Genomic DNA, 22,444 nt, shown 5'->3' with positions numbered 1-22,444 from the left:
TACCCCATGTCCTCATCACTGCGTAAATTTGCCCTGGCCGCCGGCTGCATGCTGTTTGCCGGCCAATTGCTGGCCGCCGGCGAACCCAAGCGCCCGGAATGCATTGCCCCCGCCTCCCCTGGCGGCGGTTTTGACCTGACTTGCAAGCTGGCGCAAAGCGCGCTGGTCAACGAAAAACTTTTGACCAAGCCCATGCGTGTGACCTACATGCCGGGCGGCGTGGGCGCGGTGGCCTACAACGCAGTGGTGGCCCAGCGCCCGGCGGATGCCGGCACGTTGGTGGCCTGGTCCAGCGGCTCACTGCTGAACCTGGCCCAAGGCAAATTCGGTCGTTTCGATGAAACCAACGTGCGCTGGCTGGCGGCGGTTGGCACCAGCTATGGCGCCATCGCGGTGAAAACCGATTCGCCCTACAAGACCCTCGACGATCTGGTCCAGGCACTGAAGAAAGATCCGAGCAAGGTCGTGATTGGTTCCGGCGGCACAGTTGGCAGCCAGGACTGGATGCAAACCGCGCTGATCGCCAAGGCCGCCGGGATCAACCCGCGTGACCTGCGTTATGTGGCGCTCGAAGGTGGCGGCGAAATCGCCACGGCACTGCTCGGCGGCCACATCCAGGTGGGCAGTACCGACATCTCCGACTCCATGCCGCACATCCAGAGCGGCGATATGCGCCTGCTGGCCGTGTTCGCGGAAAATCGCCTCGACGAGCCGGAAATGAAAGACATTCCGACCGCCAAGGAACAAGGCTACGACATCGTGTGGCCAGTGGTGCGCGGTTTCTACCTCGGGCCAAAGGTCAGCGATGAAGACTACGCCTGGTGGAAAGCCGCCTTCGACAAACTGCTGGCCTCCGAAGAGTTCGCCAAGCTGCGTGACCAGCGCGAGCTGTTTCCGTTTGCCATGACCGGCCAGGAGCTGGACACCTACGTGAAAAAACAGGTGGCTGACTACAAAGTGCTGGCCAAAGAGTTCGGCCTGATCCAGTAATCGCCCCCTGTCATGTAATGCCGCTGTAGGAGCGAGCTTGCTCGCAAAGAACGTGAGAGCGCCGCGTCAAACCAGATGAGCCGCGTTTTCGTTGACGCTTTTCGCGAGCAAGCTCGCTCCTACAAAGGTGGCCTTGGAGTTTTCCATGCTCTTACAACGCATTTTCGCTGCCGTGATGTTGCTGGCCTGTATCGGCCTGGCGCTGATGGCCTGGCCGTATCAGGCGGCCTTTTCCTACGAGCCCGTAGGGCCTCGGGCCTTCCCGCTGTTGTTGATCGGGCTGATGGGGCTGGCACTGCTCTACATGCTGATTCGCCCACAACCGACCAAACACACCGACGATGAGCCGGCGCTGGACCGCCCGACCCTGATCAAGATCGGGATCTGCGTGGCCCTGCTGCTGGTGTTTGCCGGCACTTTCGAACCCCTGGGCTTCATTCTCAGCAGCATTCTGATCGGTATACCGATGGCTCGGCTGTATGGCGGCCGCTGGTTGCCCAGCGCGGTGATCATCACCTTGATGAGCATCGGTCTTTATCTGCTGTTCGATAAAACCATGGACGTGCCACTGCCCCTCGGTCTGCTCGACGTTCTGGAGAACTGATATGGATACTTTTGGCTATTTGGGCCAGGGTTTCGGCGTCGCGCTGAGCCCCTATAACCTGGTGACCGCGCTGTGCGGCACCCTGATCGGCACCGTGGTCGGCCTGCTGCCGGGCCTGGGCCCGATCAACGGCGTGGCCCTGTTGATCCCCATTGCATTTGCCCTGGGCCTGCCGCCGGAATCGGCGCTGATCCTGCTGGCAGCCGTGTACCTGGGCTGCGAATACGGCGGCCGGATCAGCTCGATCCTGCTGAACATCCCGGGCGAAGCCTCCACCGTAATGACCACCCTCGACGGCTACCCGATGGCCCGCAAAGGCATGGCCGGCGTGGCGTTGTCGCTGTCTGCCTGGAGCTCTTTCATCGGTGCGTTTATCGCCACCTGCGGCATGGTGCTGTTCGCCCCACTGCTGGCCAAATGGGCAATTGCCTTCGGCCCGGCGGAGTATTTCGTACTGATGGTGTTTGCGATTGTCTGCCTGGGCGGCATGGCCGGTGACAAGCCGCTGAAAACCTTTGTCTCGGCGCTGATCGGCCTGTTCCTTGCCTGCGTGGGCATCGATGCCAACAGCGGTGTATACCGTTTTACCGGCGACAATATTCACCTGACCGACGGCATCCAGTTCGTGGTCCTGGTGCTGGGCCTGTTCTCCATCAGCGAGATCCTCCTGCTCCTGGAAAAAACCCACCGTGGCCAGGAAGCCGTGAAAGCCACCGGGCGCATGATGTTCAACGTCAAGGAAGCCCTGTCGGTGTTGACCGTGAACCTGCGTTGCGGTGTGTCGGGCTTCATCATCGGCGTACTGCCAGGTGCCGGTGCGACCATGGCCTCGGCCGTGGCCTACATGACCGAGAAACGTATCGCCGGCACCAGCGGCAAATTCGGCCAGGGTGACATGCGCGGCCTGGCCGCCCCGGAAACCGCCATCGGCGCTTCCGTCTGCGGCGCCATGGTGCCGATGCTGACCCTCGGCGTTCCAGGTTCGGGCACCACGGCGGTGATGATCGGCGCCCTGTCGCTGTACAACATCACGCCAGGCCCGCTGCTGTTCCAACAGCAACCTGACATCGTCTGGGGCCTGATCGCTTCGTTGTTTATCGCCAACATCATGCTGGTGATCCTCAACATCCCGATGATCCGCATCTTCACCCGCATCCTTGCCGTGCCGAACTGGGCACTGGTGCCGGTGATCGCGATCATCACCGCGATTGGCGTCTACGCCGTGCACGCCACTACCTTCGACCTGTTCCTGATGATCGCCATCGGTATCTTCGGCTACATCCTGCGCAAGTTGGACTTCCCGCTGTCGCCACTGCTGCTGGGCTTTATCCTCGGCGGCCTGATGGAGCAGAACCTGCGTCGTGCGTTGTCGATTTCCGATGGTGCACTGGAAATCCTGTGGTCCAGCCCGATCACCTTCAGCATCTGGGTACTGACCGCCATCATGCTGCTCGTGCCATTGCTGCGCATCTGGCGCAAACGCTCCCTGCAGCGTCGTGCCGTAGCCGATGTCTGAGGTCACCCTTAGACATTGGTGGGCAACACCGCTGGTCGGCCTGGCCGGCGGTTACCTGGCCAGCCTCGTCGGCTGGCCTTTGCCGTATATGGTCGGCTCGTTGCTGGCGATCATCCTGGTGCGCTGTCTAACGCCCTGGCAGTTGGCCGAGATTCCCGGCGGGCGCAAATGCGGCCAGTGGGTAGTGGGCATCGGCATTGGCCTGCACTTCACCCCGGTGGTGATCGAACAGGTGATGAGCCACTTTGGCCTGATCTTCTTTGGCGCGCTGGTGACCAGCCTGTCGAGCATTGTCGGTGTGTGGTTGATGCGCCGCAGCGGTGAAGACCGCGCCACCGCGTTTTTCTCAAGCATGCCGGGCGGGTCCGGGGAGATGGTCAACCTGGGCGCGCGCAATGGCGCGGTGCTCAGCCGCGTGGCGGCGGGCCAGAGTCTGCGGGTGTTGCTGGTGGTGCTGTGCGTGCCAGCGATCTTCAAGTACTTGCTGGGCGGTGGCGCACCGCAGTTTCATCCGGCACCCGTCAATTGGGCCTGGCTGGCCTTGTTGTTTCCCGTCGGCGCGCTAGTCGCCTGGGGCTGGCAGCGCCTGCGTCAACCCAACCCCTGGCTGTTCGGGCCGCTGCTGGTCAGTGCCATTGCCAGCATCACCTGGGACTTGCACATCGGTTTGCCTGACGGCGGCAGCCAGATTGGCCAGTGGCTGATCGGCAGTGGCCTGGGTTGCCACTTCAACCGGCAGTTCTTCCGCCGGGCGCCAGCCTTCATGGCCCGCACCTTGGTCGGCACAGTGCTGACCATGTTGATCGCCACCCTGGCGGCGGTGGGCTTGAGTGCGTTGACGCAGTTGGATCTGCGTTCGCTGACGCTGGGCATGATGCCCGGAGGGATTGCCGAGATGAGTTTGACGGCGGAGACCCTGCAACTGTCGGTACCGTTGGTGACGGCGATGCAGGTGATGCGGTTGTTGTTTGTGCTGTTCCTGGCGGAGCCGTTGTTTCGCCACTGGAACCGCCAGCCGGATACCGTCTAAAACCTGGCACAACGCTAATGTGGGAGCGGGCTTGCTCCCACATTTTTTTGTGTTGGGCCTTAGATGGGCGGCAACCGCCACTCGATCGGCGTCTCGCCATTCTGCTCAAGAAACTTGTTGGTCCGGCTGAAGTGCCCGCAGCCCAAAAACCCGCGATACGCCGACAATGGCGACGGATGCACCGATGTCAGCACCAGGTGCTTGGTCGCGTCGATCAGCTTCTGCTTGCCCTGGGCATGGGCGCCCCACAGCAGGAACACCAGGTGCGGCTGATGCTCGCTGACCACCTCGATCACCCGGTCAGTGAAGAACTGCCAGCCCTTGCCCGCATGGGCATTGGCATTGGCGCGCTCCACAGTCATGGTGGTGTTGAGCATCAACACGCCCTGGTCAGCCCAGCTTTGCAGGCAACCGTGGCTGGGGATGTCGATATTGAGGTCGCGCTTGAGCTCTTTATAGATGTTGACCAACGACGGCGGCGCCGGCACGCCCGGCTGCACCGAGAAACACAGGCCGTGGGCCTGGCCCGGGCCGTGGTAGGGGTCCTGGCCGAGGATCACCACCTTGACCTTGTCCAGCGGCGTGGAGTTGAGCGCATTGAAGATCAACGGGCCCGGCGGGTAGATTTCCTTGCCCGCCGCATGCTCCTGGCGCAGGAACTCGCGCAGCTCGGTCATATACGGCTGCTCGAACTCCTCGCGCAGGGCGTGTTTCCAGCTCGGTTCGAGTTTGATACGGTCGTCGGAAGTCATCAGAAACACATCATGTAAAAAGAATGGGCGAACCCTAGGAAAGCCCACCCCACTTGTCAATTGATCTGACGCATAACCGGCACTTTCCCACGAAGGGATCATACTCAACGTTCAATTCACCGATTGAGGTCATGATGAATCTGCACTTCGAAGAGCTCACTGGCACAGACGGCGCCCGTATCGGCATCGCCAGCCTGGACGCGGAAAAGTCCCTCAATGCCCTCTCTCTCCCGATGATCCTGGCCCTGAGCGAACGCCTGGATAGTTGGGCCAGGGATCCGCAAATCGTCTGCGTGCTGCTGCGTGGCAACGGCGCCAAGGCGTTTTGCGCCGGCGGTGAAGTGCGCAGCCTGGCCCAGGCGTGCCGTGAGCACCCGGGCGAAGTGCCCGCCCTGGCCGCGCAGTTTTTTGCCGCCGAGTACCGCCTGGACTACCACCTGCACACCTACCCCAAGCCGCTGATTTGCTGGGGTCATGGCTATGTGCTGGGCGGTGGCATGGGGTTGCTGCAGAGCGCCGCCATCCGCATCGTCACACCGAGCAGCCGCCTGGCCATGCCGGAAATCAGCATCGGCTTGTACCCGGATGTCGGCGCCAGTTGGTTCCTCTCGCGCCTGCCCGGCAAGCTCGGCCTGTTCCTCGGCCTTACCGGCGCCCATATGAATGGTCGCGACGCCTTGGACCTGGGCCTGGCCGACCGTTTCCTGCTGGATGAACAACAGGACGAAATGCTCGAAGGCCTGCTGCAACTCAATTGGCAGGAACAGACGGCGATGCAGCTCAACAGTCTGTTCAAGGCCCTGGCCCAGGAAGCCGCCAGCCAGCAGCCCGAAGCACAATGGCTACCGCGACGCCAACCAATCGACGAATGGCTGGATGTGGGCGATGTGCGCTGCGCCTGGCGCGCCTTGAGCCAACTGCGTGAGCATAGCGACCCGCTGTTCAGCCGGGCTGGCAGAACCATGAGCGAGGGCTGCCCGCTGACCGCGCACCTTGTTTGGGAACAGATCCGACGGGCACGGCACCTGTCTCTGTCACAGGTTTTCCAGATGGAGTACACCTTGAGCCTCAATTGCTGTCGGCATCCGGAGTTCAGCGAAGGGGTTCGGGCCCGCCTGATCGACAAGGATCAGCAGCCGCACTGGCATTGGCCGGATATCAACCGCATTCCCGAAGCCGTGGTCGAGGCGCACTTTCACAAGGCCTGGGAAGGACGACATCCGCTGGCAGATCTCTCTGATTTATGACAGACGTGAGTCAACCGGCGGGCCAGGATTTTGGGGGGACGAGGGTGAACGAACAGTTGTCGGGCTGGCTGTCCGTACACACGTAGATTTCCTGGTCAAAAGGCCCGTGGGCCAGCACCCAATGGGTGGAGTCGGTCAGTGACATGCTGGCCAGGGGCTCGGGTGCCTGGAACCTGAGGTTGACCCACTGGTTGTTGGCTGCCTTGTAGGTGCAGTACTCCAAATGGCCTCGCTTGCGCTCCCCGTCCTCGGCAGGGATGAAGACCGCGCCGACAAACGTGTCCAAAAAGCCTGGAAACTCGACCTTGGGGCTTTTCCAATAACCATTGTCACTTTGAAAATGGCCAGCCTTGCGCTTGATCGACGAGGGGTATGGGCAACCGAACTCTACGCTGGCGTGAGCGAGTGGGAAAAACCCGAAGATAAAAACGATAAGCATCCGGCTAATCATGTGTCATTCCGTTGAGCTACTGAGCAATTGCCACTCAGTAGAGTCCTAGAAAGACACTTAAGATAGCTGTTAAATATGACAGCCTGGACAGACGGTCACCCACAAAAAAACGGCGCATTACGCGCCGTTTCAAGGAAAAGCTGATTTAACGGTGGCCGCCACGACCTGAGCCATGACCGCCACCCCGGCCATCTCCCCGGCCATGCCCCCCATAACCCCGGTGATCACCCCAACCCTGATTGGGATATGGCCGGTAGCCTGCCCTTGGCCCGGCCTGATAGTAACGGGGGGCCGGCTGGTAATAACGCGGCGCCGGGTAATACCGTGGTGGCGGTGCGTAATAGCCGCGCCGGTACTGGTAAGACGGGCCGCCACCGTAATAATAGACCGGCGCGGGCGTGGTATAGATTTCGGATCGATAGTAGCTGGAGCCTCCACCGTAATAAGGCACGCAGGCAGAAAGGGTCAAGCCGAGCACAGCTGTGATGAGCAATCGACGATACATGGCGGCCTCCTGGACCGCGGAAGAGCACACACCAGCGACGCTGGGAGGCGCCAGACAGCTTTCACTGACTGACAAAGGATCAGACCTCAAAAACCGAATCTGGTGCGATTCGGACATGGCTTGATACATGTACATCAAACAACCTTTCGCGCCATCACAGTGCAGTCGCGCACCACGACCATGCACAACAACGCCCTGACACCCCTCTCCCCCGCCACGCGCCCCTTTAAAACGGCCCTTGCCTGACTTGGCACGACTCTCGCTTTACCTCTTCCCGTGCAGGAGTCATCACAGGTTCGCGGCACCACAATTTGCAATGGCTGACTAGGGTTCCGGCTCGCATAGGCGAGTGGCTGGTCCGAGAGTTGGCGACCTCCAGTTGAGGTTACACGGCGGGATAAAAGCCCGGGAGACAAGCCACCGTTCACGGTGCCGCGTTGCTCCTGTCCGCCCTTGATCAACTGGAGAAGCATTCATGCCTTCGATACGTCTACCCGCCTTGCTCGCCGCTGCCTTCACTGTCCTGGTGAGTGTGCAGGCCCCGGCTGCGCCCAAAGACCACTTCAGCGTGTGCTGGACCCTTTACGCCGGCTGGATGCCCTGGGAGTACGCCGGCAGCCAAGGCATCCTCGACAAGTGGGCGAAGAAATACGCCATCAAGATCGACATGGTGCAACTCAACGACTACGTCGAATCCATCAACCAATACACCGCCGGCCAGTTCGATGGTTGCACCATGACCAACATGGATGCCCTGACCATCCCCGCTGCCGGCGGTGTCGAAAGCACCGCGCTGGTGGTCAGCGACTTCTCCAACGGCAACGATGGCGTGGTGATCAAGGGCCAAGGCAAAACCGTCGCCGACCTCAAGGGCATGCACGTCAACCTGGTGGAACTCTCCGTCTCCCACTACCTGCTGGCACGGGCCCTGGACTCGGCCGGCCTGAGCGAAAAAGAGCTGAAAGTGGTGAATACCTCCGACGCTGATATTGCCGCGGCCTTCAACACCGATCAGGTACAAGCCGTCACCACCTGGAACCCGATGTTGTCTGAGATCAAGGCCAAGCCCGGGACCAGCCAAGTCTTCGACTCCAGCAAAGTGCCTGGCGAAATCATGGACATGATGGTGGTCAACACCCAGGTCCTCAAGGACAACCCGGCCCTGGGCAAGGCTCTGACCGGTGCCTGGTTCGAAGTGGTGGCGCTGATGAACGCCCAGACCGCCGCCGGTACCAGCGCCCTTGAACACATGGCCAAGGCGTCCGGTACCGACCTCAAGGGGTTCCAGGCGCAGTTGGGCACTACCAAGCTGTTCGCCACCCCCAGGGAAGCGCTCGACTTCGCCACCAGTGCGCAGTTGCCAGCGACCATGGGCAAAGTCGCCGAGTTCTCTTTTGCACACGGCCTGCTCGGCGAAGGCGCCCGGGACACCAATGCCGTGGGCATGACCTTCGCCAACGGCGTGACCCGCGGCGACACCGCCAACCTCAAGCTGCATTTCGACCCCGGCTACGTGCAGATGGCTGCCGACGGCACGCTGTAAGAGGACACGCCCATGCGCCTGATCAATCGCCATCCGGATCGTTCCAGTCGCCTGTTGTTGGTGCTGCTGCCATTCGCCCTGCTGTTGCTTGCCTATTTCGTGGGTTCGGCCGAACGCCTGGCCGAAAACCCCAACGACAAGCTGCTGCCCAGTGCCGGGCAAATGAGTGAGGCGGTGAAACGCCTGGCCTTCACCGCTGACACCCGCACCGGCGAATACCTGCTGTGGCAAGACAGCGCTGCAAGCCTGCGCCGCCTGGCCATCGGCCTGGGCATCAGCGCCCTCGCCGGCCTGTGCCTGGGCATGGCCGCCGGCACCTTGCCGTTGTTCGGGGCGCCGCTGTCCCCCTTGCTGACGGTGCTGTCGATGGTACCGCCACTGGCGATCCTGCCGATTCTGTTCATCGTGTTTGGCCTCGGGGAGCTGTCGAAAGTGATGCTGATCGTGATCGGCATTACCCCCTGCCTGGCCCGTGACCTGGAGCAACGGGCGCGGGAAATACCCGTCGAGTTGCTGGTCAAGGCACAAACCCTCGGCGCCTCGACCTGGACCCTGATGCTGCGAGTGGTGCTGCCGCAACTGCTGCCTCGCCTGCTGATTTCCTTGCGCCTGATGCTGGGTTCGGCGTGGCTGTTCCTGATCGCCGCCGAGGCCATCGCTTCCACCGACGGCCTGGGCTATCGGATCTTCCTCGTACGCCGCTATCTGGCCATGGATGTGATTCTGCCGTACGTGGTGTGGATCACCCTGCTGGCGTGGCTGATGGACTGGGGTCTCAAGGCCCTGACCCGGCGTGCGTTCCCCTGGTATGAAGGAGCGCGGGCATGAGTTTTATCAGCGTCAACAATGTGTGGCAGCGCTACGGCGAGCAGGTGGTGCTCGAAGGCCTCAATCTGCAGGTTGCCGAAGGGGAGTTCTGCACCTTGGTCGGCACTTCGGGCTGCGGCAAATCAACCTTTCTGCGCTTGTTGCTCGGGCAGGAAACCGCCAGCCGAGGCGAGATCCTGTTGGACGGCCAAGCCCTCGCCGCCGAGCCCGATGCCAGCCGTGGCGTGGTGTTTCAACGCTACTCGGTGTTTGCTCATTTGAGCGTGCTCGACAATGTCACCCTGGGCCTCGAACTACCGCAGTCCGCCTTGCTGGGGCGGCTGTTTGGCAACGCCAAAAAAGCTGCGCGCGAACAGGCCGCCGCGTTGCTGCACAAAGTCGGTCTCGGCCACGCCCTGGACAAGTACCCGGCACAGCTGTCCGGCGGCATGCAACAACGTCTCGCCATTGCCCAGGCGCTGATCATGAAGCCCCGTGTGTTGCTGCTGGATGAACCCTTCGGCGCTCTCGACCCCGGCATTCGCAAAGACATGCATCAGTTGCTGCTGGAGCTGTGGCATGAAACCCGGCTGACGGTGTTCATGGTCACCCACGACCTCAGCGAAGGCTTCAGCCTCGGTACACGCCTTCTGGTCTTCGACAAGGTGCGTGTCGACCCCCACGCCCCCGGCGCCTATGGCGCCCGTATCACCTATGACATTCCCTTGAACAGCGAGCGTCGCAAGGCACTCGCCGCCGAACTTGGAGCGACTTGCCAATGAACGATGCCACTCAACTGTTCCCACCGTTCGCCGAAGAAATGCTGCCCGGCGGCGGCCACCGTTCCTTTGTGCTCAAGCGTGGCCAACTGCTGCGCCTGACCGATATTCGCGGTGGCGCCAATGTCAGCCTGACCCTGCTTAATGCCAATGAAAAAACCGAACGGCTGAACCTGCCCGACAGTCTCAAATGCCAACACACCGCCAAGCTCACTGCCGGCCACTGCCTGTACTCGGACATGGGCCGCGTATTGGCCGCCATCACCGCCGACACCTGCGGCTGGAGCGACAGCATCGGCGGCGTGCTCTGCGCCTCGGAGGTGGCCGAAAAGTATGGCCAGGGCCGCTTCCAGGAACTGCGTAACGGCTTCTTGCGCAACGGCACCGACAACCTGCTGGTGGAACTGGGCAAATGGGGCCTGGGGCTTTGCGACCTGTTGATGACCCTCAACCTGTTCAGCAGAGTCCGCGTGGACGGCGACGGTGGCCTGCACTTTGTACCGGGCAACTCCAAGGCAGGCGACTACATCGAACTCTACGCGCCGATGGACACCCTGGTGGTGCTCACCGCCCTGCAACATCCGATGGACCCCAACCCTGACTACGCACCACAACCTTTGAAACTGAGCTGGATGAACGCCGACAAAAGTGTCGCCGAGCACTGCCGCACTTCGCGCCCGGAAAACGAGCGCGGCTTTATCAACACTGACCGTCTGTTCGCCTGAGGCCTTGCCATGTCTATTGCACTTGCCAAACAACCGGACACCGCGATCTACCGTGCAACCATTCCCGCCGGCGAACCCTGGCTGATGGAGGTCAAGGCCGGACAGACCTTGCGCATCCTTGATCTGGAGGGCAACCAGGCGGTCGACACCCTGTTCTACAGCCTGAAAAACCCCAGGGAGCGCTACGACGTACAACGCACCCTGCGCCGGCAAAACAGCGTCTACCTGGGCACCGGCAGCGTGCTGTATTCCAACCTCGGCCAGCCAATGCTGACCATCGTCGATGACACCTGCGGGCGCCACGACACCCTCGGTGGAGCCTGCGCCCAGGAGAGCAACACCGTGCGCTACGCCCTGGAAAAACGCTACATGCACAGTTGTCGCGACAACTACCTGCGGGCCTGTGCCCATGACGGGCGCCTGGGCAAAAAAGACATTGGGCCGAACATCAATTTCTTCATGAATGTGCCGGTTACCGCCGACGGCGGCCTGACCTTCGAAGACGGCATCAGCGCCCCCGGCAAGTACGTCGACCTGCGCGCAGAAATGGACGTGATTGTGCTGATTTCCAACTGCCCACAACTGAATAACCCCTGCAACGCCTACAACCCCACCCCTGCGGAGCTACTGGTATGGAACTGAAATTCAAGCGCCTGCGTAAATGGTTGTTTGCCCTGTGCCAGTCCCGAAGCGGACAGTGCCTGCAAAAACACTGAAGCCCTGGAATCTGCGCCATGGACGACCCTGGCGCCACGCCCATTGTGCGGGACGGCCCGCATCCCAGGACAAGGCTGAGCCGTTGTCAGTCTGTGGGGTTTTGCCATGTTCAAAAAACTCTTGATCGCCAACCGTGGCGCTATCGCCTGCCGTATCCTGCGCACCTTGCGTGACCTGCAGGTCGAAGGCATCGCCGTCTATTCCCAGGCCGATGCCGCCAGCCTGCATATCCAGCAGGCTGATCAAGCCTATAGCCTGGGCGACGGTGCGGCGCCAGGCACCTACCTGTCGGTGGAAAAGATTCTCGCCGCCGCCAAGGCCAGTGGGGCCACCGCGATTCATCCGGGCTATGGCTTTCTTGCAGAAAATGCCGCCTTTGCCGAGGCCTGCGAAAACGCTGGCATTGCCTTTGTCGGACCGACCCCGCAACAACTGCGTGTGTTCGGTCTCAAACACACGGCCCGCGCCCTGGCCAAGCAGCACAGGATCCCGCTGCTGGAAGGCACTGAGCTGCTCGACAGCCTGGAGGCCGCACTGCTGGCCGGTGAGCGCGTGGGCTATCCGGTCATGCTCAAGAGCACTGCCGGTGGTGGTGGCATCGGCATGCGGGTATGCCGCGACGCCGCTGAGTTGAACGAATCCTTTGAAGCGGTCAAACGACTGGGGCAGAACAACTTCAGCGACGCCGGCGTGTTTATCGAGAAGTACATCCAGCAGGCTCGCCATCTGGAAGTGCAGGTATTTGGTGACGGTGCGGGTGAGGTTATCGCCCTTGGCGTGCGCGACTGCTCCGTACAACGGCGCAACCAGAAAGTGCTCGAAGAAACCCCGGCGCCGAACCTGCCCGAGGGCATGGCCGACGCCTTGTGTTCGGCGGCCATCAGCCTGGCCAAAGCCGTGAACTACCGCAGCGCCGGAACTGTGGAATTTATCTTTGACCGCGCCGACGGGCGTTTCTACTTCCTGGAAGTGAACACCCGCTTGCAGGTAGAGCATGGCGTCACCGAACAGGTGTGGGGCGTGGACCTGGTGCGCTGGATGGTGCAATTGGCGGCGGGTGAATTACCACCACTGCATACACTGGTGCTCAAACCCCAGGGGCATGCGATTCAGGCCCGCCTGTACGCTGAAGATCCTGGTCGGGATTTCCAACCGAGCCCGGGGCTCTTGACCCAAGTCGATTTCCCCTGCGCCGAAGGTCTGCGGATCGACACCTGGGTCGAAGCCGGTTGTGAGATCCCGCCTTATTTCGACCCCATGATCGCCAAGCTCATTGCCTGGGCGCCGACCCGTGAACAGGCACGCCTGGATCTGCACCAGGCCCTGGGCGACAGCCAACTGTACGGCGTGGAAACCAACCGCGATTACCTGCGCCAGATTCTCTTGGCCGCCCCTTTTGTCAGCGGCCAGCCATGGACCCGCTGCCTGGAAGACCTGGTCTACCACGCCGACACCTTTGAGGTGCTGAGCCCCGGTACGCAAACCAGTGTCCAGGACTATCCCGGCCGCCTCGGCTACTGGGCCGTCGGTGTACCACCGTCAGGCCCGATGGACAGCCGCGCACTGCGCCTGGGCAATCGCTTGCTGGGCAACGAAGACGGGGCCGCCGCGCTGGAAATCACCATGAGCGGGCCTCTGTTGCGCTTTAACTGCGCGGCGGTGGTGGCCGTGACCGGGGCTCCTATCACGCTGTTGCTGAACGATCAAAACGTGCCGATGAACACTGCATTGTTGATCCCCGCAGGTGCCACCCTGAGCCTGGGCATGCTCACTGGCGCAGGTGCCCGCAGCTATCTGTGCCTGCGTGGTGGCCTGCAAGTGCCCGACTACCTGGGCAGTAAAAGCACGTTCACCCTTGGGCAGTTTGGCGGCCATGGCGGGCGGGCGTTACGCGCCGGCGATGTATTGCATCTGCCACCGCTGCTCGATGCCAGTGCCGGCCAGACCTTGCAGCCACAACCACTGGCCCCAGTCCGCACACTGCGGGTGATCTACGGCCCCCATGGTGCGCCGCAATACTTCAAGCCGGAGTACATCGACACCTTCTTCGCCACCCGCTGGGAGGTGCACTTCAACTCCAGCCGCACCGGCGTGCGGCTGATCGGGCCCAAGCCGCTGTGGGCGCGCACGGATGGCGGTGAAGCGGGTTTGCATCCCTCCAATATCCACGACAATCCCTACGCCATCGGGGCAGTGGACTTTACGGGTGACATGCCTGTGATCCTGGGTCCGGATGGCCCGAGCCTGGGTGGGTTCGTATGCCCGGTGACTGTGATCGAAGCAGACCTTTGGCAATTGGGCCAGCTCAAGGCCGGTGACAAACTCCAGTTCACCCCAGTCGATCTCAAGACCGCCCGCGACCTCGCCCGGGAATGGGATCAACTGGGGGAACCGAACGTACTCCCACACTTGATCGCATCACCTGTGGTCTTGGAGATTGGCGAAGACGATACCCGCCTCGTCGCCCGTCTCGCCGGCGACACGCACCTGCTCCTGGAAATCGGCGCGCCCGAGCTCGACCTGGTCCTGCGCTTTCGTGCCCACGCACTGATGCAAGCGCTGCAAGCGCTATCCCTGCCCGGTGTGATCGACCTGACACCGGGCATTCGCTCCCTGCAGATCCACTACCAGCCCGAGCAACTGCCTCTGGCCGACCTGCTACCCCTGATCACCCGCCAATGGCATGCCGTGTGCGCCACACCCAACCTGCAAGTCCCCTCGCGCATCGTTCACCTGCCCTTGTCGTGGGACGATCCGGCCTGCCAACTGGCCATCGAGAAATACATGACCACCGTGCGCAAGGACGCGCCCTGGTGCCCAAGCAACCTTGAGTTCATCCGCCGTATCAACGACCTGGCCAACCTTGATGAAGTGCGCCGCACCGTGTTCGACGCCAGCTATCTGGTGATGGGCCTGGGCGACGTTTACCTCGGCGCTCCGGTCGCCACTCCACTGGATCCGCGCCATCGCCTGGTGACCACCAAATACAACCCGGCGCGTACCTGGACCGCCGAAAACAGTGTGGGCATCGGCGGCGCCTATCTGTGCGTCTACGGTATGGAAGGCCCCGGTGGTTATCAGTTTGTCGGGCGCACCTTGCAGATGTGGAACCGCTACCGCGAAGTGGCGGCGTTCGACGGCAAGCCCTGGTTGCTGCGTTTCTTCGATCAGATCCGCTTTTATCCGGTCAGCGGCGAAGAACTGCTGAGAATTCGTCGGGACTTCCCGCTGGGGCGTTTTGAACTGAACATCGAACACAGCCAGTTGAACCTGGCGGATTACCAGGCCTTTCTGGCGCAGCAGGCCCAGAGCATTGGTGCGTTTCGTGAACAACAACAGCATGCCTTCAACGCCGAGCGCGAGCGCTGGATCGCCAGTGGCCAGGCGCATTTCGACAGCGAGGAACTCCCCTCCCCCCTGACAGAAGACACGCCGCTTGAGGCCAACCAAGCGAGTATCGACAGCCCTATCGCCGGCAACCTCTGGCAGGTCCAGGTGACGGCGGGCGAGCACGTCGCGGCCGGTGCGGTGCTGGTTGTGCTGGAATCAATGAAGATGGAAATCCCCGTGCTCGCGCCATTCGCCGGCACAGTGCGGGAAATCCCCGTGCAACCTGGCAGTGGTATCGGCGCCGGGCAACGCGTGGTGGTGCTGGAGCGTGACTGATCTCTACTTTTCTACAGGCGGACAAGCCATGAATCTGCAACTCGATAACCTGCGCAGCGCTTACCTGAGTGGCGACATCACCCCGCGCCAACTGCTGCTGCAACTGCGGGAAAAAGCCGCACAGTTGAACCCGGACTATCACCTGTTTATCCACCTGCTCAGCGTTGCAGAACTCGAACCTTATCTGCAAACACTGGAGAGCCAGGCGATAGCTGACCTGCCGCTGTTCGGCGTGCCCTTTGCGATCAAGGACAATATCGACCTGGCGGGTGTGCCCACCACGGCGGCGTGCCCGGCATTCGCCTATACACCGTCGCGCTCGGCGACTATCGTCGAGCAGTTGATCGCCCTCGGTGCGGTGCCACTGGGCAAGACCAATCTTGATCAATTCGCCACGGGGCTCAACGGCAGCCGCTCACCGTATGGCGCCTGCCCCAACAGTGTGCTGGCGCAGTATCCGTCGGGCGGCTCCAGTGCCGGCTCTTCGCTGGCCGTCGCGCTGGGCGTGGCAAGTTTCGCCTTGGGCACCGACACTGCCGGCTCCGGTCGTGTACCGGCAGCCTTGAACAATCTGCTGGGGCTCAAAGCCACCAAAGGGCTGATCTCCACAGCGGGGGTAGTGCCGGCATGTCGCACGCTGGATTGCGTCACTACGTTTACCCACACGGCGCAGGAAGCCAGCCACCTGTTGGCGCTGACCGCAAGGCTTGACCCCCTGGACGCCTACAGTCGCCGTAACCCTGCCTGGAATGATGCTTCGGCATTTGGGGCGCCACGGCCCTTTCGTTTCGGTGTACCACGGGATCAGGACCTTGAGTTCTTCGGCTGCGAGCAAGGCCCGCGCCTGTTTCGCCAGGCCATCTCCCGCCTGATCGCCCTGGGCGGCGAGCCGGTCAGCCTCGACCTGTCACCCTTCCTCGAAGCCGCCCGCCTGCTGTATGAAGGCCCGTGGGTCGCGGAACGCTACAGCGTCGCGGGCGATTTGATGGAGCGCCAGCCTGAGGCAGTCCTGCCGGTGATTCGCGCAGTATTGGCCAAGGCGCCTGCCGTCACGGGTGTCGACACCTTCCGCGCCCAATACCGCCTGCAAACGCTCAAAACCCTGTGCGACCAGGCACTGCAAACCCTTGATTGCGTGTTGACGCCGACCATTGGCCGCCCCGTGACGCTCGACGAGTTGCACGAAGAACCCGTGCTGCGCAACGCCGAGCTGGGCTACTACACCAACTTCATGAACCTGCTGGATTACGCCGCCGTCGCCGTGCCCAGCGGTTTCATGGAAAACGGCTTGCCTTGGGGTGTGACACTGTTTGGTCGGGCGTTTACCGATCAGTACCTGCTCAGTGTGGCGCATGCGTTGCAGCGCCAGCAGGCCTTGGCTGCGCCAGCAACCGGTACCGCCAGCCATGACCGTACGCGCCTGGTGGTCTGTGGTGCGCACCTGGAGGGCCTGGCACTCAACGGTCAACTGACCCGGCGTGGCGCACGCCTGTTGGAGCGTACCCACAGTGCCGCCCACTACCAACTCTTTGCCCTCGCCGGCGGCCCGCCCTACCGGCCCGGCATGCTACGAGTGGCGCAAGGCGGCGTGGCGATTGCAGTCGAAGTCTGGGACCTGCCCAGCAGCGAACTGGGCTCCTTTGTCCACGGCATCCCCGCGCCCTTGGGCCTGGGCAAGGTGCAACTGGCCGACGGGCGCTGGGAGAGCGGCTTTATCTGCGAACCTTACGGACTCGCCGGTGCGCTCGACATCAGCCACTTCGGCGGCTGGCGCCAGTACCTGGGCAGTTTGCAATAGCGGGCCTTGGCTGTATCGTGCAAGGCACACCGGGTTCCACCGGGACTTGTCCGATACCGCCTGAACCGACCGATGACCACACCTGAACTTTGCCCTGCCTGTGGCGCCCGCAACGACTGCACCCTGGCCGACGCACGTACCGTCGACCAGGCCTGCTGGTGCTACAGCGTCAGTATCGACCCGGCGGTGCTTGAAGCGTTGCCCGAGGCACTGCGCAACAAGGCTTGCCTGTGCCCACGCTGTGCCCAGGTCGATGAGCAATTGCGCAGGGCCCAGCCGTAATGCGCGTCGACCGCTTCCTCAGCAACCTGCCCCGTTTCAATCGCCAGCAAGTGCGCCTGCTGCTGGTGGAGCGGCGGATCAAGGTCGACGGCCAAGTGGTCAGCGACCCGCATCATGAGGTGCGCGAGTTCAGCCACGTCATGGTGGACAACGACGTCCTGCAAGCGGGGAAACCGGCACGCTACTTTATGCTGCACAAGCCTCAGGGCTGTGTCAGTGCCACCTCGGACCCGCAGCACCGTACCGTCCTCGACCTGCTGGATGAGCCGGACAAGGGCGACCTGCATATCGCCGGCCGCCTGGACTTCAACACCACCGGCCTGCTGCTGATCACCAATGACGGCCAGTGGTCGCGGCGCCTGACCCAGCCCCTGACCAAACTGCCCAAGGTCTACTATGTCGAGACCGAGCAGGAGATCGGCCCGCAGTACGCGACAACTTTTGCGCAAGGTCTGTATTTCGCTTTCGAAAACCTCACCACGCAACCGGCAGAGCTAGTAGTCCTTGGCCCCAGAACGGCGCGCTTGGGCATCATTGAAGGGCGTTATCACCAGGTCAAGCGCATGTTCGGGCACTTCGATAACAAAGTGACGCGCCTGCATCGCGAACGCATGGGGCCGCTGGCGCTGGATGAACACCTGGCGCCCGGCCAATATCGGCCGCTGACCGAAGCTGAAATCCGCCAGATATGACCGTTCAGCCGATGACCAGCAAAACTTTTGGGTGAAACTTGCGACCTGGCCCGCCTCCTGCTTGAATCAAAACGCCAGCCGCCATCTGACTGGTGAGTCACCCAACCTTCCAAGAAACACATTGCCTGCCCGCACTGCTTGACGTGTGGGCCTTACAGGCAAGTTGCCCGCCATAACAACACCCGTCGGCCAGCTTCAACGGACCGACATGGGCCTCCCTTCCAGGCGTATGCCTACCTGTCACAAAGCTCGTGCAGAGTGATCTGCGCGCACCACCCGCTTGCCAGGAGTCTTATGACATGAGGCCAGAAATCGCTGTGCTGGATATACAGGGTCAGTATCGGGTTTACACGGAGTTCTATCGCGCGGACGCTGCTCAAAAGACCATCATCCTGGTCAACGGCTCCATGGCCACCACTGCGTCTTTCGCCCAGACCGTGAAAAGCCTGCACCCGCAATTCAATGTGGTTTTGTACGACCAGCCCTACGCCGGTCGCTCCAAAGCCCACAACCGCCATGAACAAATGCTGACGAAGGACATTGAAGGCCAGATTCTCCTGGAACTCATCGACCACTTCGCCGCCGAGCATGTGCTGTCCTTTTCCTGGGGCGGCGTCGCCACCCTCGTCGCCCTGTCCCAGCGGCCGCGGCGCGTGGAGAAAGCCGTGATCAGCTCATTCTCCCCGGTGATCAATACGCCCATGCGCGACTACCTGGAACGCGGTGTCGACTACCTCGGCAACCTCGACCGCCACAGCGTTGGGAATCTGGTCAACAGCACCATCGGCAAACACCTGCCGCCGCTGTTCAAGCGCTTCAACTATCGGCATGTCAGCACTCTGGCCGAACATGAATACGGGCAGATGCACTACCACATCAGCCAGGTCCTCAATAGCGACCGCCAGTGCTACCTCAAGGCCGCACGGCAGATCGCCATTCCAGTACTGTTCTTGAATGGCGAGTGGGACGAATACACCAGCGCCGAGGATGCCCGGATATTTGGGCAACATGTGGCAAACAGCAGCTTTGGCACCATCCAGGCCACCGGGCACTTCCTGGACATGGAGCACAAGGCCGCGTGCAATGACAGCCGGCAGGCATTGATGAGCTTTTTGAAACCGGAACAGTCAGTGAATCGACTGCGGTATCAGCAGGGGCAGGCCCTGCACGCACTTGCGATTTGAAAGCGAACCCTGGGTGGGCACGATGCACAAAGACTGCCCAGGGTTGCCTGAAAGATTCGGCTGACGCTCGCAACTTGCACATTTTCCAAAGAAAAACTTCAAATTGCCGCGCACATCTGGTACAAAGTCAGCCGCTCTGAGCGGGTATAGTTTAGTGGCAAAACGAAAGCTTCCCAAGCTTTAGTTGAGGGTTCGATTCCCTCTACCCGCTCCACTTCTTTTCCCTCGTTTTTCCGTATCATCCCCCACGTTTCAACATCAGCGACCAGCCCAGTAAAAACGGGGCTTTCAGCGATTCAACACGTTCCCTCGCATTCCGCCGTTTGTTTTTTCAGCCTGGAATTTCTTGTATAGCGGTTTGTAGAGTGGAGTTAGATCGAACCACGCTATACAAATGCCATGAAACGCTCCGATATCAAGTGCCTGCCCTTGGCCGATACGGTGCTGCGGTACAAGAAGCCCAATGGGAAATGGGGCAGTCTGCGGGTTTGGCGGTCAGTCGGGATGTTGCTACATCCGGGCTAACCGCTCTCCTTACATTTCGTACCCATCTCTCGAAGGTACAAATCCCACCACAGAAAAAATCCGAATCAGAATGAGTGTGGACACCGTACTGGCTAAAGGATAGCGTCCAGCTCCGATATTCAATCAGACCATCTGTGAGGGATCACATGGAGCTACTGCTCATCATTGCTGCCGCTTGCATCCTTGCGCTTTTGATTCTTCGATTCAAAGCCGCAAAGATTATTGCCAAGCTGACAGGAGACCTGCGTCAACGGGAAGAAGTGATCGCCCGGCAGCAGCATGAAAACCTCGATCTGCTAAGTCGAGTCGCAGCCCTGTCAAAGTATCAAACTATTATCGATGCCGAAGAATGGGCCAAGAAACTCATTTCCGAAGCAGAGCTCGAATTGGCAAAAGCCAAACAAGACGCCGCCCAGGAACGCCAAAGCGCCAATCTCTCTGCAAAAACCAGAATCGAGCAGTCCGAAGAAAAGCTGGAGCAAGCTAGGTTGGCTGCTGAACGTATTATCGAGTTGGCCAACAAGCGAGCCGAAGAAGTTGCAGGCGAAGCCTATGCAGCGATGAACCGTGCCAAGGAGTTTGCAGAAACCGCCAAAGCAATGAAAAACATCGTCGAGGGTTATGGTGATGCGTATATCGTACCGACCTATAACCTGCTGGATGACCTGGCTGAAGAGTTCGCCTTTACTGACGCCGGGAAAAGGCTTAAAGCTGCCCGCGATGCAACTCGCTCGATGGTCAAATCAGGCAGAGCTGCAACCTGTGATTATGCTGAAGCCAATCGAAAGGGAACCGCGATCCGTTTTGTTATCGATGCCTTCAACGGCAAAGTCGACTCGATCCTCTCAAGAAACAAAGCTGACAACCACGGCAAACTGGAACAGGAAATCCTGGATGCGTTCGCGCTGGTCAACCATAACGGTACAGCCTTCAGAAACGCTCGAATTACTGACGAATACCTTGCCTCCCGGCTTGAAGAACTCAAGTGGGCAGCCACTGCACAAGCACTGAAAGACCAGGAACGAGAAGAACAACGACAGCTGCGCGAACAAATTCGAGAAGAAGAAAAAGCGCGTCGAGAATTTGAACGCGCAATAAAAGACGCCGCGAAAGAAGAAGAAACCATCAAAAAGGCGATGGATAAAGTTCTCCAGCAAGTCGCTACCGCCAACGATGCTCAACGTGCCGAGTACGAGGTAAAACTTCGAGAACTTGAAGCCAAACTCCAAGTTGCCGAGGAAAAGAACCAGCGTGCGCTATCCATGGCTCAGCAGACGAGAGCAGGCCATGTGTATGTGATTTCTAATATTGGATCTTTCGGTGAGGAGGTGTTCAAAATTGGCATGACCCGACGCTTGGAACCCAAGGACCGCATCCGCGAACTCGGCGATGCCAGCGTACCGTTTGAGTTTGACGTGCATGCAATGATCTTCAGTGACGACGCTCCAGGCCTTGAAAAGACCTTACATCGCCACTTCCTGCGTCGCCAGATGAACAAGGTTAATCCACGGAAAGAGTTTTTCCGTTTGGAGCTGACAGAAATTCGCGCCGAATTGGAAAGCCTGGGTGTCGAAACCCATTGGACCATGGCAGCCGATGCACATGAGTTCCGGGAAACTATCCGACTTGAACAGCAGATTCTAGAAAACCCGGTCATTGCGCAGCAGTGGACGCGGCACCAGCTTGAGTTTGAACCTCAGGAAGAACTTGAGGAGGCACAAGAGGTGGTATAGCAACACTGTCAGACATGTCGCGGGCATAGCTTGTTGCTCGCACATAATGCTTAGCACCTTGAATTGCATAGCCGCCAGGTCATCGGAGTCGATTAGCCGAGCGAACTCCTGCTCGATCTCGACGAGGTGGATTTTCAACTGGATTTCGGCTTCGGACAGGGTATTGAATTTCAACGCCAGTTCATCGACGGTGGTCTTGGTTTGTTCGGATAATCCGCCAGCCTAGCGCGCTCCGTTCATGGCCTCCTCGGCCTGCTTGCTGAAGGCGCTGGAGGCATGCTCCAGCTCGGAGGAGACCTGTTTGAGTAGGTCGTGGGTGGGGTCGGACATGGGTTATCCTCCCTGTAGGGTGTAGAGTTCGATCGTCGCAAACACAAAAAACTTAAGGATGAGTTAAAAATGCCTATTTCTTAATGACTAAAGAGGCTAAAGAGCCAATAAAAACCTCCATTAGAATTAAACCAAGGATGACTTTGTGTCACAGCAAAACTTCAACGACAACATCGTAAACTGGACATTTGAAAACTACGCAACACTGGCAAGCTTGGTTAGCGGCATCGCTATCTGCTTGTTAGTTTTTTACATTTATTCACGCTCTGGCTCACTGATATTTCTACGCGATTTAATGTGGCGTTTTTTCGGCGGCTCCACAAAATTTGAAACCGAAGACTACGAAAACATACGAAAAAATCTGAGAGAAGTTGAATACTACCGATTCGAGTTCAACATACCTGCACAGAACTTGGCTGACACCAAACTCGCTGAGGAATGGATCAAGAAAAATGGCTTCTGTCATAGAGATGTTGCAAGGGTAAGAAAATATATAGACTGGAAAGACTTTAACTGTAGAAGTCTCGACTTAATCTGACACCCCTCTTGAAAAAGAGCGGGGCTACCG

The 22,444-nt window shown here is 60.1% G+C and carries 20 protein-coding genes, 1 tRNA gene and 1 riboswitch; of the genes, 18 read left to right on the top strand and 3 right to left on the bottom strand.

Features of this window, described 5'->3' with window-relative positions:
- Positions 1 to 6 precede the first annotated feature (6 nt).
- The 4 genes from KL786_RS23030 to KL786_RS23015 all read left to right on the top strand — a co-directional run bounded on the left by KL786_RS23030 (position 7) and on the right by KL786_RS23015 (position 4,140).
- Positions 7 to 990 (top strand): Bug family tripartite tricarboxylate transporter substrate binding protein, encoded by a 984-nt coding sequence (locus tag KL786_RS23030; RefSeq protein WP_032857908.1) that lies wholly within the window; start codon positions 7 to 9, stop codon positions 988 to 990.
- A 145-nt stretch (positions 991 to 1,135) separates the two neighbouring features.
- Entirely contained in the window at positions 1,136 to 1,594 is a 459-nt protein-coding gene (locus KL786_RS23025; protein ID WP_032857911.1) for a tripartite tricarboxylate transporter TctB family protein, read from the top strand.
- 1 nt (position 1,595) lies between these two features.
- A complete protein-coding gene (locus KL786_RS23020) occupies positions 1,596 to 3,110 on the top strand; it encodes a tripartite tricarboxylate transporter permease (RefSeq protein ID WP_215519078.1) in 1,515 nt (504 codons plus the stop codon).
- Positions 3,103 to 4,140, top strand: coding sequence for an AbrB family transcriptional regulator (locus KL786_RS23015; protein ID WP_215519077.1), 1,038 nt, complete (start codon positions 3,103 to 3,105; stop codon positions 4,138 to 4,140). Before KL786_RS23020 ends, KL786_RS23015 begins: the two co-directional genes overlap by 8 nt.
- Positions 4,141 to 4,199: 59 nt before the next feature.
- On the opposite strand, the gene ung is transcribed toward KL786_RS23015, so the two are convergent.
- Entirely contained in the window at positions 4,200 to 4,895 is a 696-nt protein-coding gene (ung, locus tag KL786_RS23010) for a uracil-DNA glycosylase (protein WP_215519098.1), read from the bottom strand.
- Between the two features lie 131 nt (positions 4,896 to 5,026).
- Here ung and dspII point away from each other — a divergent pair, with 131 nt between their 5' ends.
- Complete coding sequence (gene dspII / locus KL786_RS23005; protein WP_215519076.1) at positions 5,027 to 6,139, top strand: enoyl-CoA hydratase/isomerase DspII; 1,113 nt, start codon at positions 5,027 to 5,029, stop codon at positions 6,137 to 6,139.
- A 10-nt stretch (positions 6,140 to 6,149) separates the two neighbouring features.
- Here the strand turns inward: dspII and KL786_RS23000 are convergent, their stop codons facing one another.
- Complete coding sequence (locus KL786_RS23000) at positions 6,150 to 6,578, bottom strand: DUF3757 domain-containing protein (RefSeq protein WP_215519075.1); 429 nt, start codon at positions 6,576 to 6,578, stop codon at positions 6,150 to 6,152.
- A 157-nt stretch (positions 6,579 to 6,735) separates the two neighbouring features.
- The gene (locus KL786_RS29695) at positions 6,736 to 7,095 is read right to left on the bottom strand and encodes a hypothetical protein (RefSeq protein ID WP_252193829.1); all 360 of its coding nucleotides are present in this window, start codon (positions 7,093 to 7,095) and stop codon (positions 6,736 to 6,738) included.
- A 313-nt stretch (positions 7,096 to 7,408) separates the two neighbouring features.
- A riboswitch (guanidine-I (ykkC/yxkD leader) is annotated at positions 7,409 to 7,509 on the top strand.
- A gap of 61 nt (positions 7,510 to 7,570) precedes the next feature.
- On the opposite strand from KL786_RS29695, the gene KL786_RS22995 reads away from it, so the two are divergent.
- From KL786_RS22995 to KL786_RS22935, 13 genes are all read left to right on the top strand, one after another.
- Complete coding sequence (locus tag KL786_RS22995; RefSeq protein ID WP_215519074.1) at positions 7,571 to 8,638, top strand: putative urea ABC transporter substrate-binding protein; 1,068 nt, start codon at positions 7,571 to 7,573, stop codon at positions 8,636 to 8,638.
- A gap of 12 nt (positions 8,639 to 8,650) precedes the next feature.
- Complete coding sequence (locus KL786_RS22990; RefSeq protein ID WP_215519073.1) at positions 8,651 to 9,466, top strand: ABC transporter permease; 816 nt, start codon at positions 8,651 to 8,653, stop codon at positions 9,464 to 9,466.
- The gene (locus tag KL786_RS22985) at positions 9,463 to 10,227 is read left to right on the top strand and encodes an ABC transporter ATP-binding protein (protein WP_215519072.1); all 765 of its coding nucleotides are present in this window, start codon (positions 9,463 to 9,465) and stop codon (positions 10,225 to 10,227) included. Before KL786_RS22990 ends, KL786_RS22985 begins: the two co-directional genes overlap by 4 nt.
- Positions 10,224 to 10,949, top strand: coding sequence for an urea amidolyase associated protein UAAP1 (locus KL786_RS22980; RefSeq protein WP_215519071.1), 726 nt, complete (start codon positions 10,224 to 10,226; stop codon positions 10,947 to 10,949). The genes KL786_RS22985 and KL786_RS22980 overlap by 4 nt, the downstream gene beginning before the upstream one ends.
- Before the next feature lie 9 nt (positions 10,950 to 10,958).
- Positions 10,959 to 11,591 (top strand): urea amidolyase associated protein UAAP2, encoded by a 633-nt coding sequence (locus tag KL786_RS22975; RefSeq protein ID WP_215519070.1) that lies wholly within the window; start codon positions 10,959 to 10,961, stop codon positions 11,589 to 11,591.
- Between the two features lie 180 nt (positions 11,592 to 11,771).
- A complete protein-coding gene (gene uca / locus KL786_RS22970) occupies positions 11,772 to 15,332 on the top strand; it encodes an urea carboxylase (RefSeq protein WP_215519069.1) in 3,561 nt (1,186 codons plus the stop codon).
- A 28-nt stretch (positions 15,333 to 15,360) separates the two neighbouring features.
- Entirely contained in the window at positions 15,361 to 17,130 is a 1,770-nt protein-coding gene (atzF, locus tag KL786_RS22965; protein WP_215519068.1) for an allophanate hydrolase, read from the top strand.
- A 72-nt stretch (positions 17,131 to 17,202) separates the two neighbouring features.
- Positions 17,203 to 17,412, top strand: coding sequence for a cysteine-rich CWC family protein (locus KL786_RS22960; protein ID WP_215519067.1), 210 nt, complete (start codon positions 17,203 to 17,205; stop codon positions 17,410 to 17,412).
- Positions 17,412 to 18,104, top strand: a complete 693-nt coding sequence (locus KL786_RS22955) for a 16S rRNA pseudouridine(516) synthase (protein ID WP_215519066.1) — start codon at positions 17,412 to 17,414, stop codon at positions 18,102 to 18,104. Before KL786_RS22960 ends, KL786_RS22955 begins: the two co-directional genes overlap by 1 nt.
- A 299-nt stretch (positions 18,105 to 18,403) precedes the next feature.
- Complete coding sequence (locus KL786_RS22950; protein WP_215519065.1) at positions 18,404 to 19,288, top strand: alpha/beta fold hydrolase; 885 nt, start codon at positions 18,404 to 18,406, stop codon at positions 19,286 to 19,288.
- Positions 19,289 to 19,428: 140 nt separating this feature from the next.
- Positions 19,429 to 19,502, top strand: a tRNA-Gly gene (locus KL786_RS22945).
- A 457-nt stretch (positions 19,503 to 19,959) separates the two neighbouring features.
- Positions 19,960 to 21,546: an SNIPE associated domain-containing protein gene (locus KL786_RS22940; protein ID WP_215519064.1), complete on the top strand. Its 1,587-nt coding sequence runs from the start codon at positions 19,960 to 19,962 to the stop codon at positions 21,544 to 21,546.
- A 475-nt stretch (positions 21,547 to 22,021) separates the two neighbouring features.
- Complete coding sequence (locus tag KL786_RS22935) at positions 22,022 to 22,414, top strand: DUF6216 family protein (protein WP_353844682.1); 393 nt, start codon at positions 22,022 to 22,024, stop codon at positions 22,412 to 22,414.
- Positions 22,415 to 22,444: the final 30 nt, after the last annotated feature.

Source organism: Pseudomonas sp. TAE6080 (assembly GCF_018732265.1).
GTDB lineage: Bacteria > Pseudomonadota > Gammaproteobacteria > Pseudomonadales > Pseudomonadaceae > Aquipseudomonas > Aquipseudomonas brenneri.
Note: the sequence above shows the minus strand (reverse complement) of the source record. Positions and strands in the feature narration are given on the sequence as shown.

Coding starts and splice junctions, on each gene's coding strand:
- KL786_RS22980 (WP_215519071.1), top strand. CDS start 10,224: ATGAACGATGCCACTCAACTGTTCCCACCGTTCGCCGAAGAAATGCTG.
- atzF (WP_215519068.1), top strand. CDS start 15,361: ATGAATCTGCAACTCGATAACCTGCGCAGCGCTTACCTGAGTGGCGAC.
- KL786_RS22950 (WP_215519065.1), top strand. CDS start 18,404: ATGAGGCCAGAAATCGCTGTGCTGGATATACAGGGTCAGTATCGGGTT.
- dspII (WP_215519076.1), top strand. CDS start 5,027: ATGAATCTGCACTTCGAAGAGCTCACTGGCACAGACGGCGCCCGTATC.
- KL786_RS23000 (WP_215519075.1), bottom strand. CDS start 6,578: ATGCTTATCGTTTTTATCTTCGGGTTTTTCCCACTCGCTCACGCCAGC.
- KL786_RS22955 (WP_215519066.1), top strand. CDS start 17,412: ATGCGCGTCGACCGCTTCCTCAGCAACCTGCCCCGTTTCAATCGCCAG.
- KL786_RS22990 (WP_215519073.1), top strand. CDS start 8,651: ATGCGCCTGATCAATCGCCATCCGGATCGTTCCAGTCGCCTGTTGTTG.
- KL786_RS22995 (WP_215519074.1), top strand. CDS start 7,571: ATGCCTTCGATACGTCTACCCGCCTTGCTCGCCGCTGCCTTCACTGTC.
- KL786_RS29695 (WP_252193829.1), bottom strand. CDS start 7,095: ATGTATCGTCGATTGCTCATCACAGCTGTGCTCGGCTTGACCCTTTCT.
- KL786_RS23025 (WP_032857911.1), top strand. CDS start 1,136: ATGCTCTTACAACGCATTTTCGCTGCCGTGATGTTGCTGGCCTGTATC.
- KL786_RS22985 (WP_215519072.1), top strand. CDS start 9,463: ATGAGTTTTATCAGCGTCAACAATGTGTGGCAGCGCTACGGCGAGCAG.
- KL786_RS22940 (WP_215519064.1), top strand. CDS start 19,960: ATGGAGCTACTGCTCATCATTGCTGCCGCTTGCATCCTTGCGCTTTTG.
- KL786_RS23015 (WP_215519077.1), top strand. CDS start 3,103: ATGTCTGAGGTCACCCTTAGACATTGGTGGGCAACACCGCTGGTCGGC.
- KL786_RS22975 (WP_215519070.1), top strand. CDS start 10,959: ATGTCTATTGCACTTGCCAAACAACCGGACACCGCGATCTACCGTGCA.
- KL786_RS23020 (WP_215519078.1), top strand. CDS start 1,596: ATGGATACTTTTGGCTATTTGGGCCAGGGTTTCGGCGTCGCGCTGAGC.
- KL786_RS23030 (WP_032857908.1), top strand. CDS start 7: ATGTCCTCATCACTGCGTAAATTTGCCCTGGCCGCCGGCTGCATGCTG.
- uca (WP_215519069.1), top strand. CDS start 11,772: ATGTTCAAAAAACTCTTGATCGCCAACCGTGGCGCTATCGCCTGCCGT.
- KL786_RS22960 (WP_215519067.1), top strand. CDS start 17,203: ATGACCACACCTGAACTTTGCCCTGCCTGTGGCGCCCGCAACGACTGC.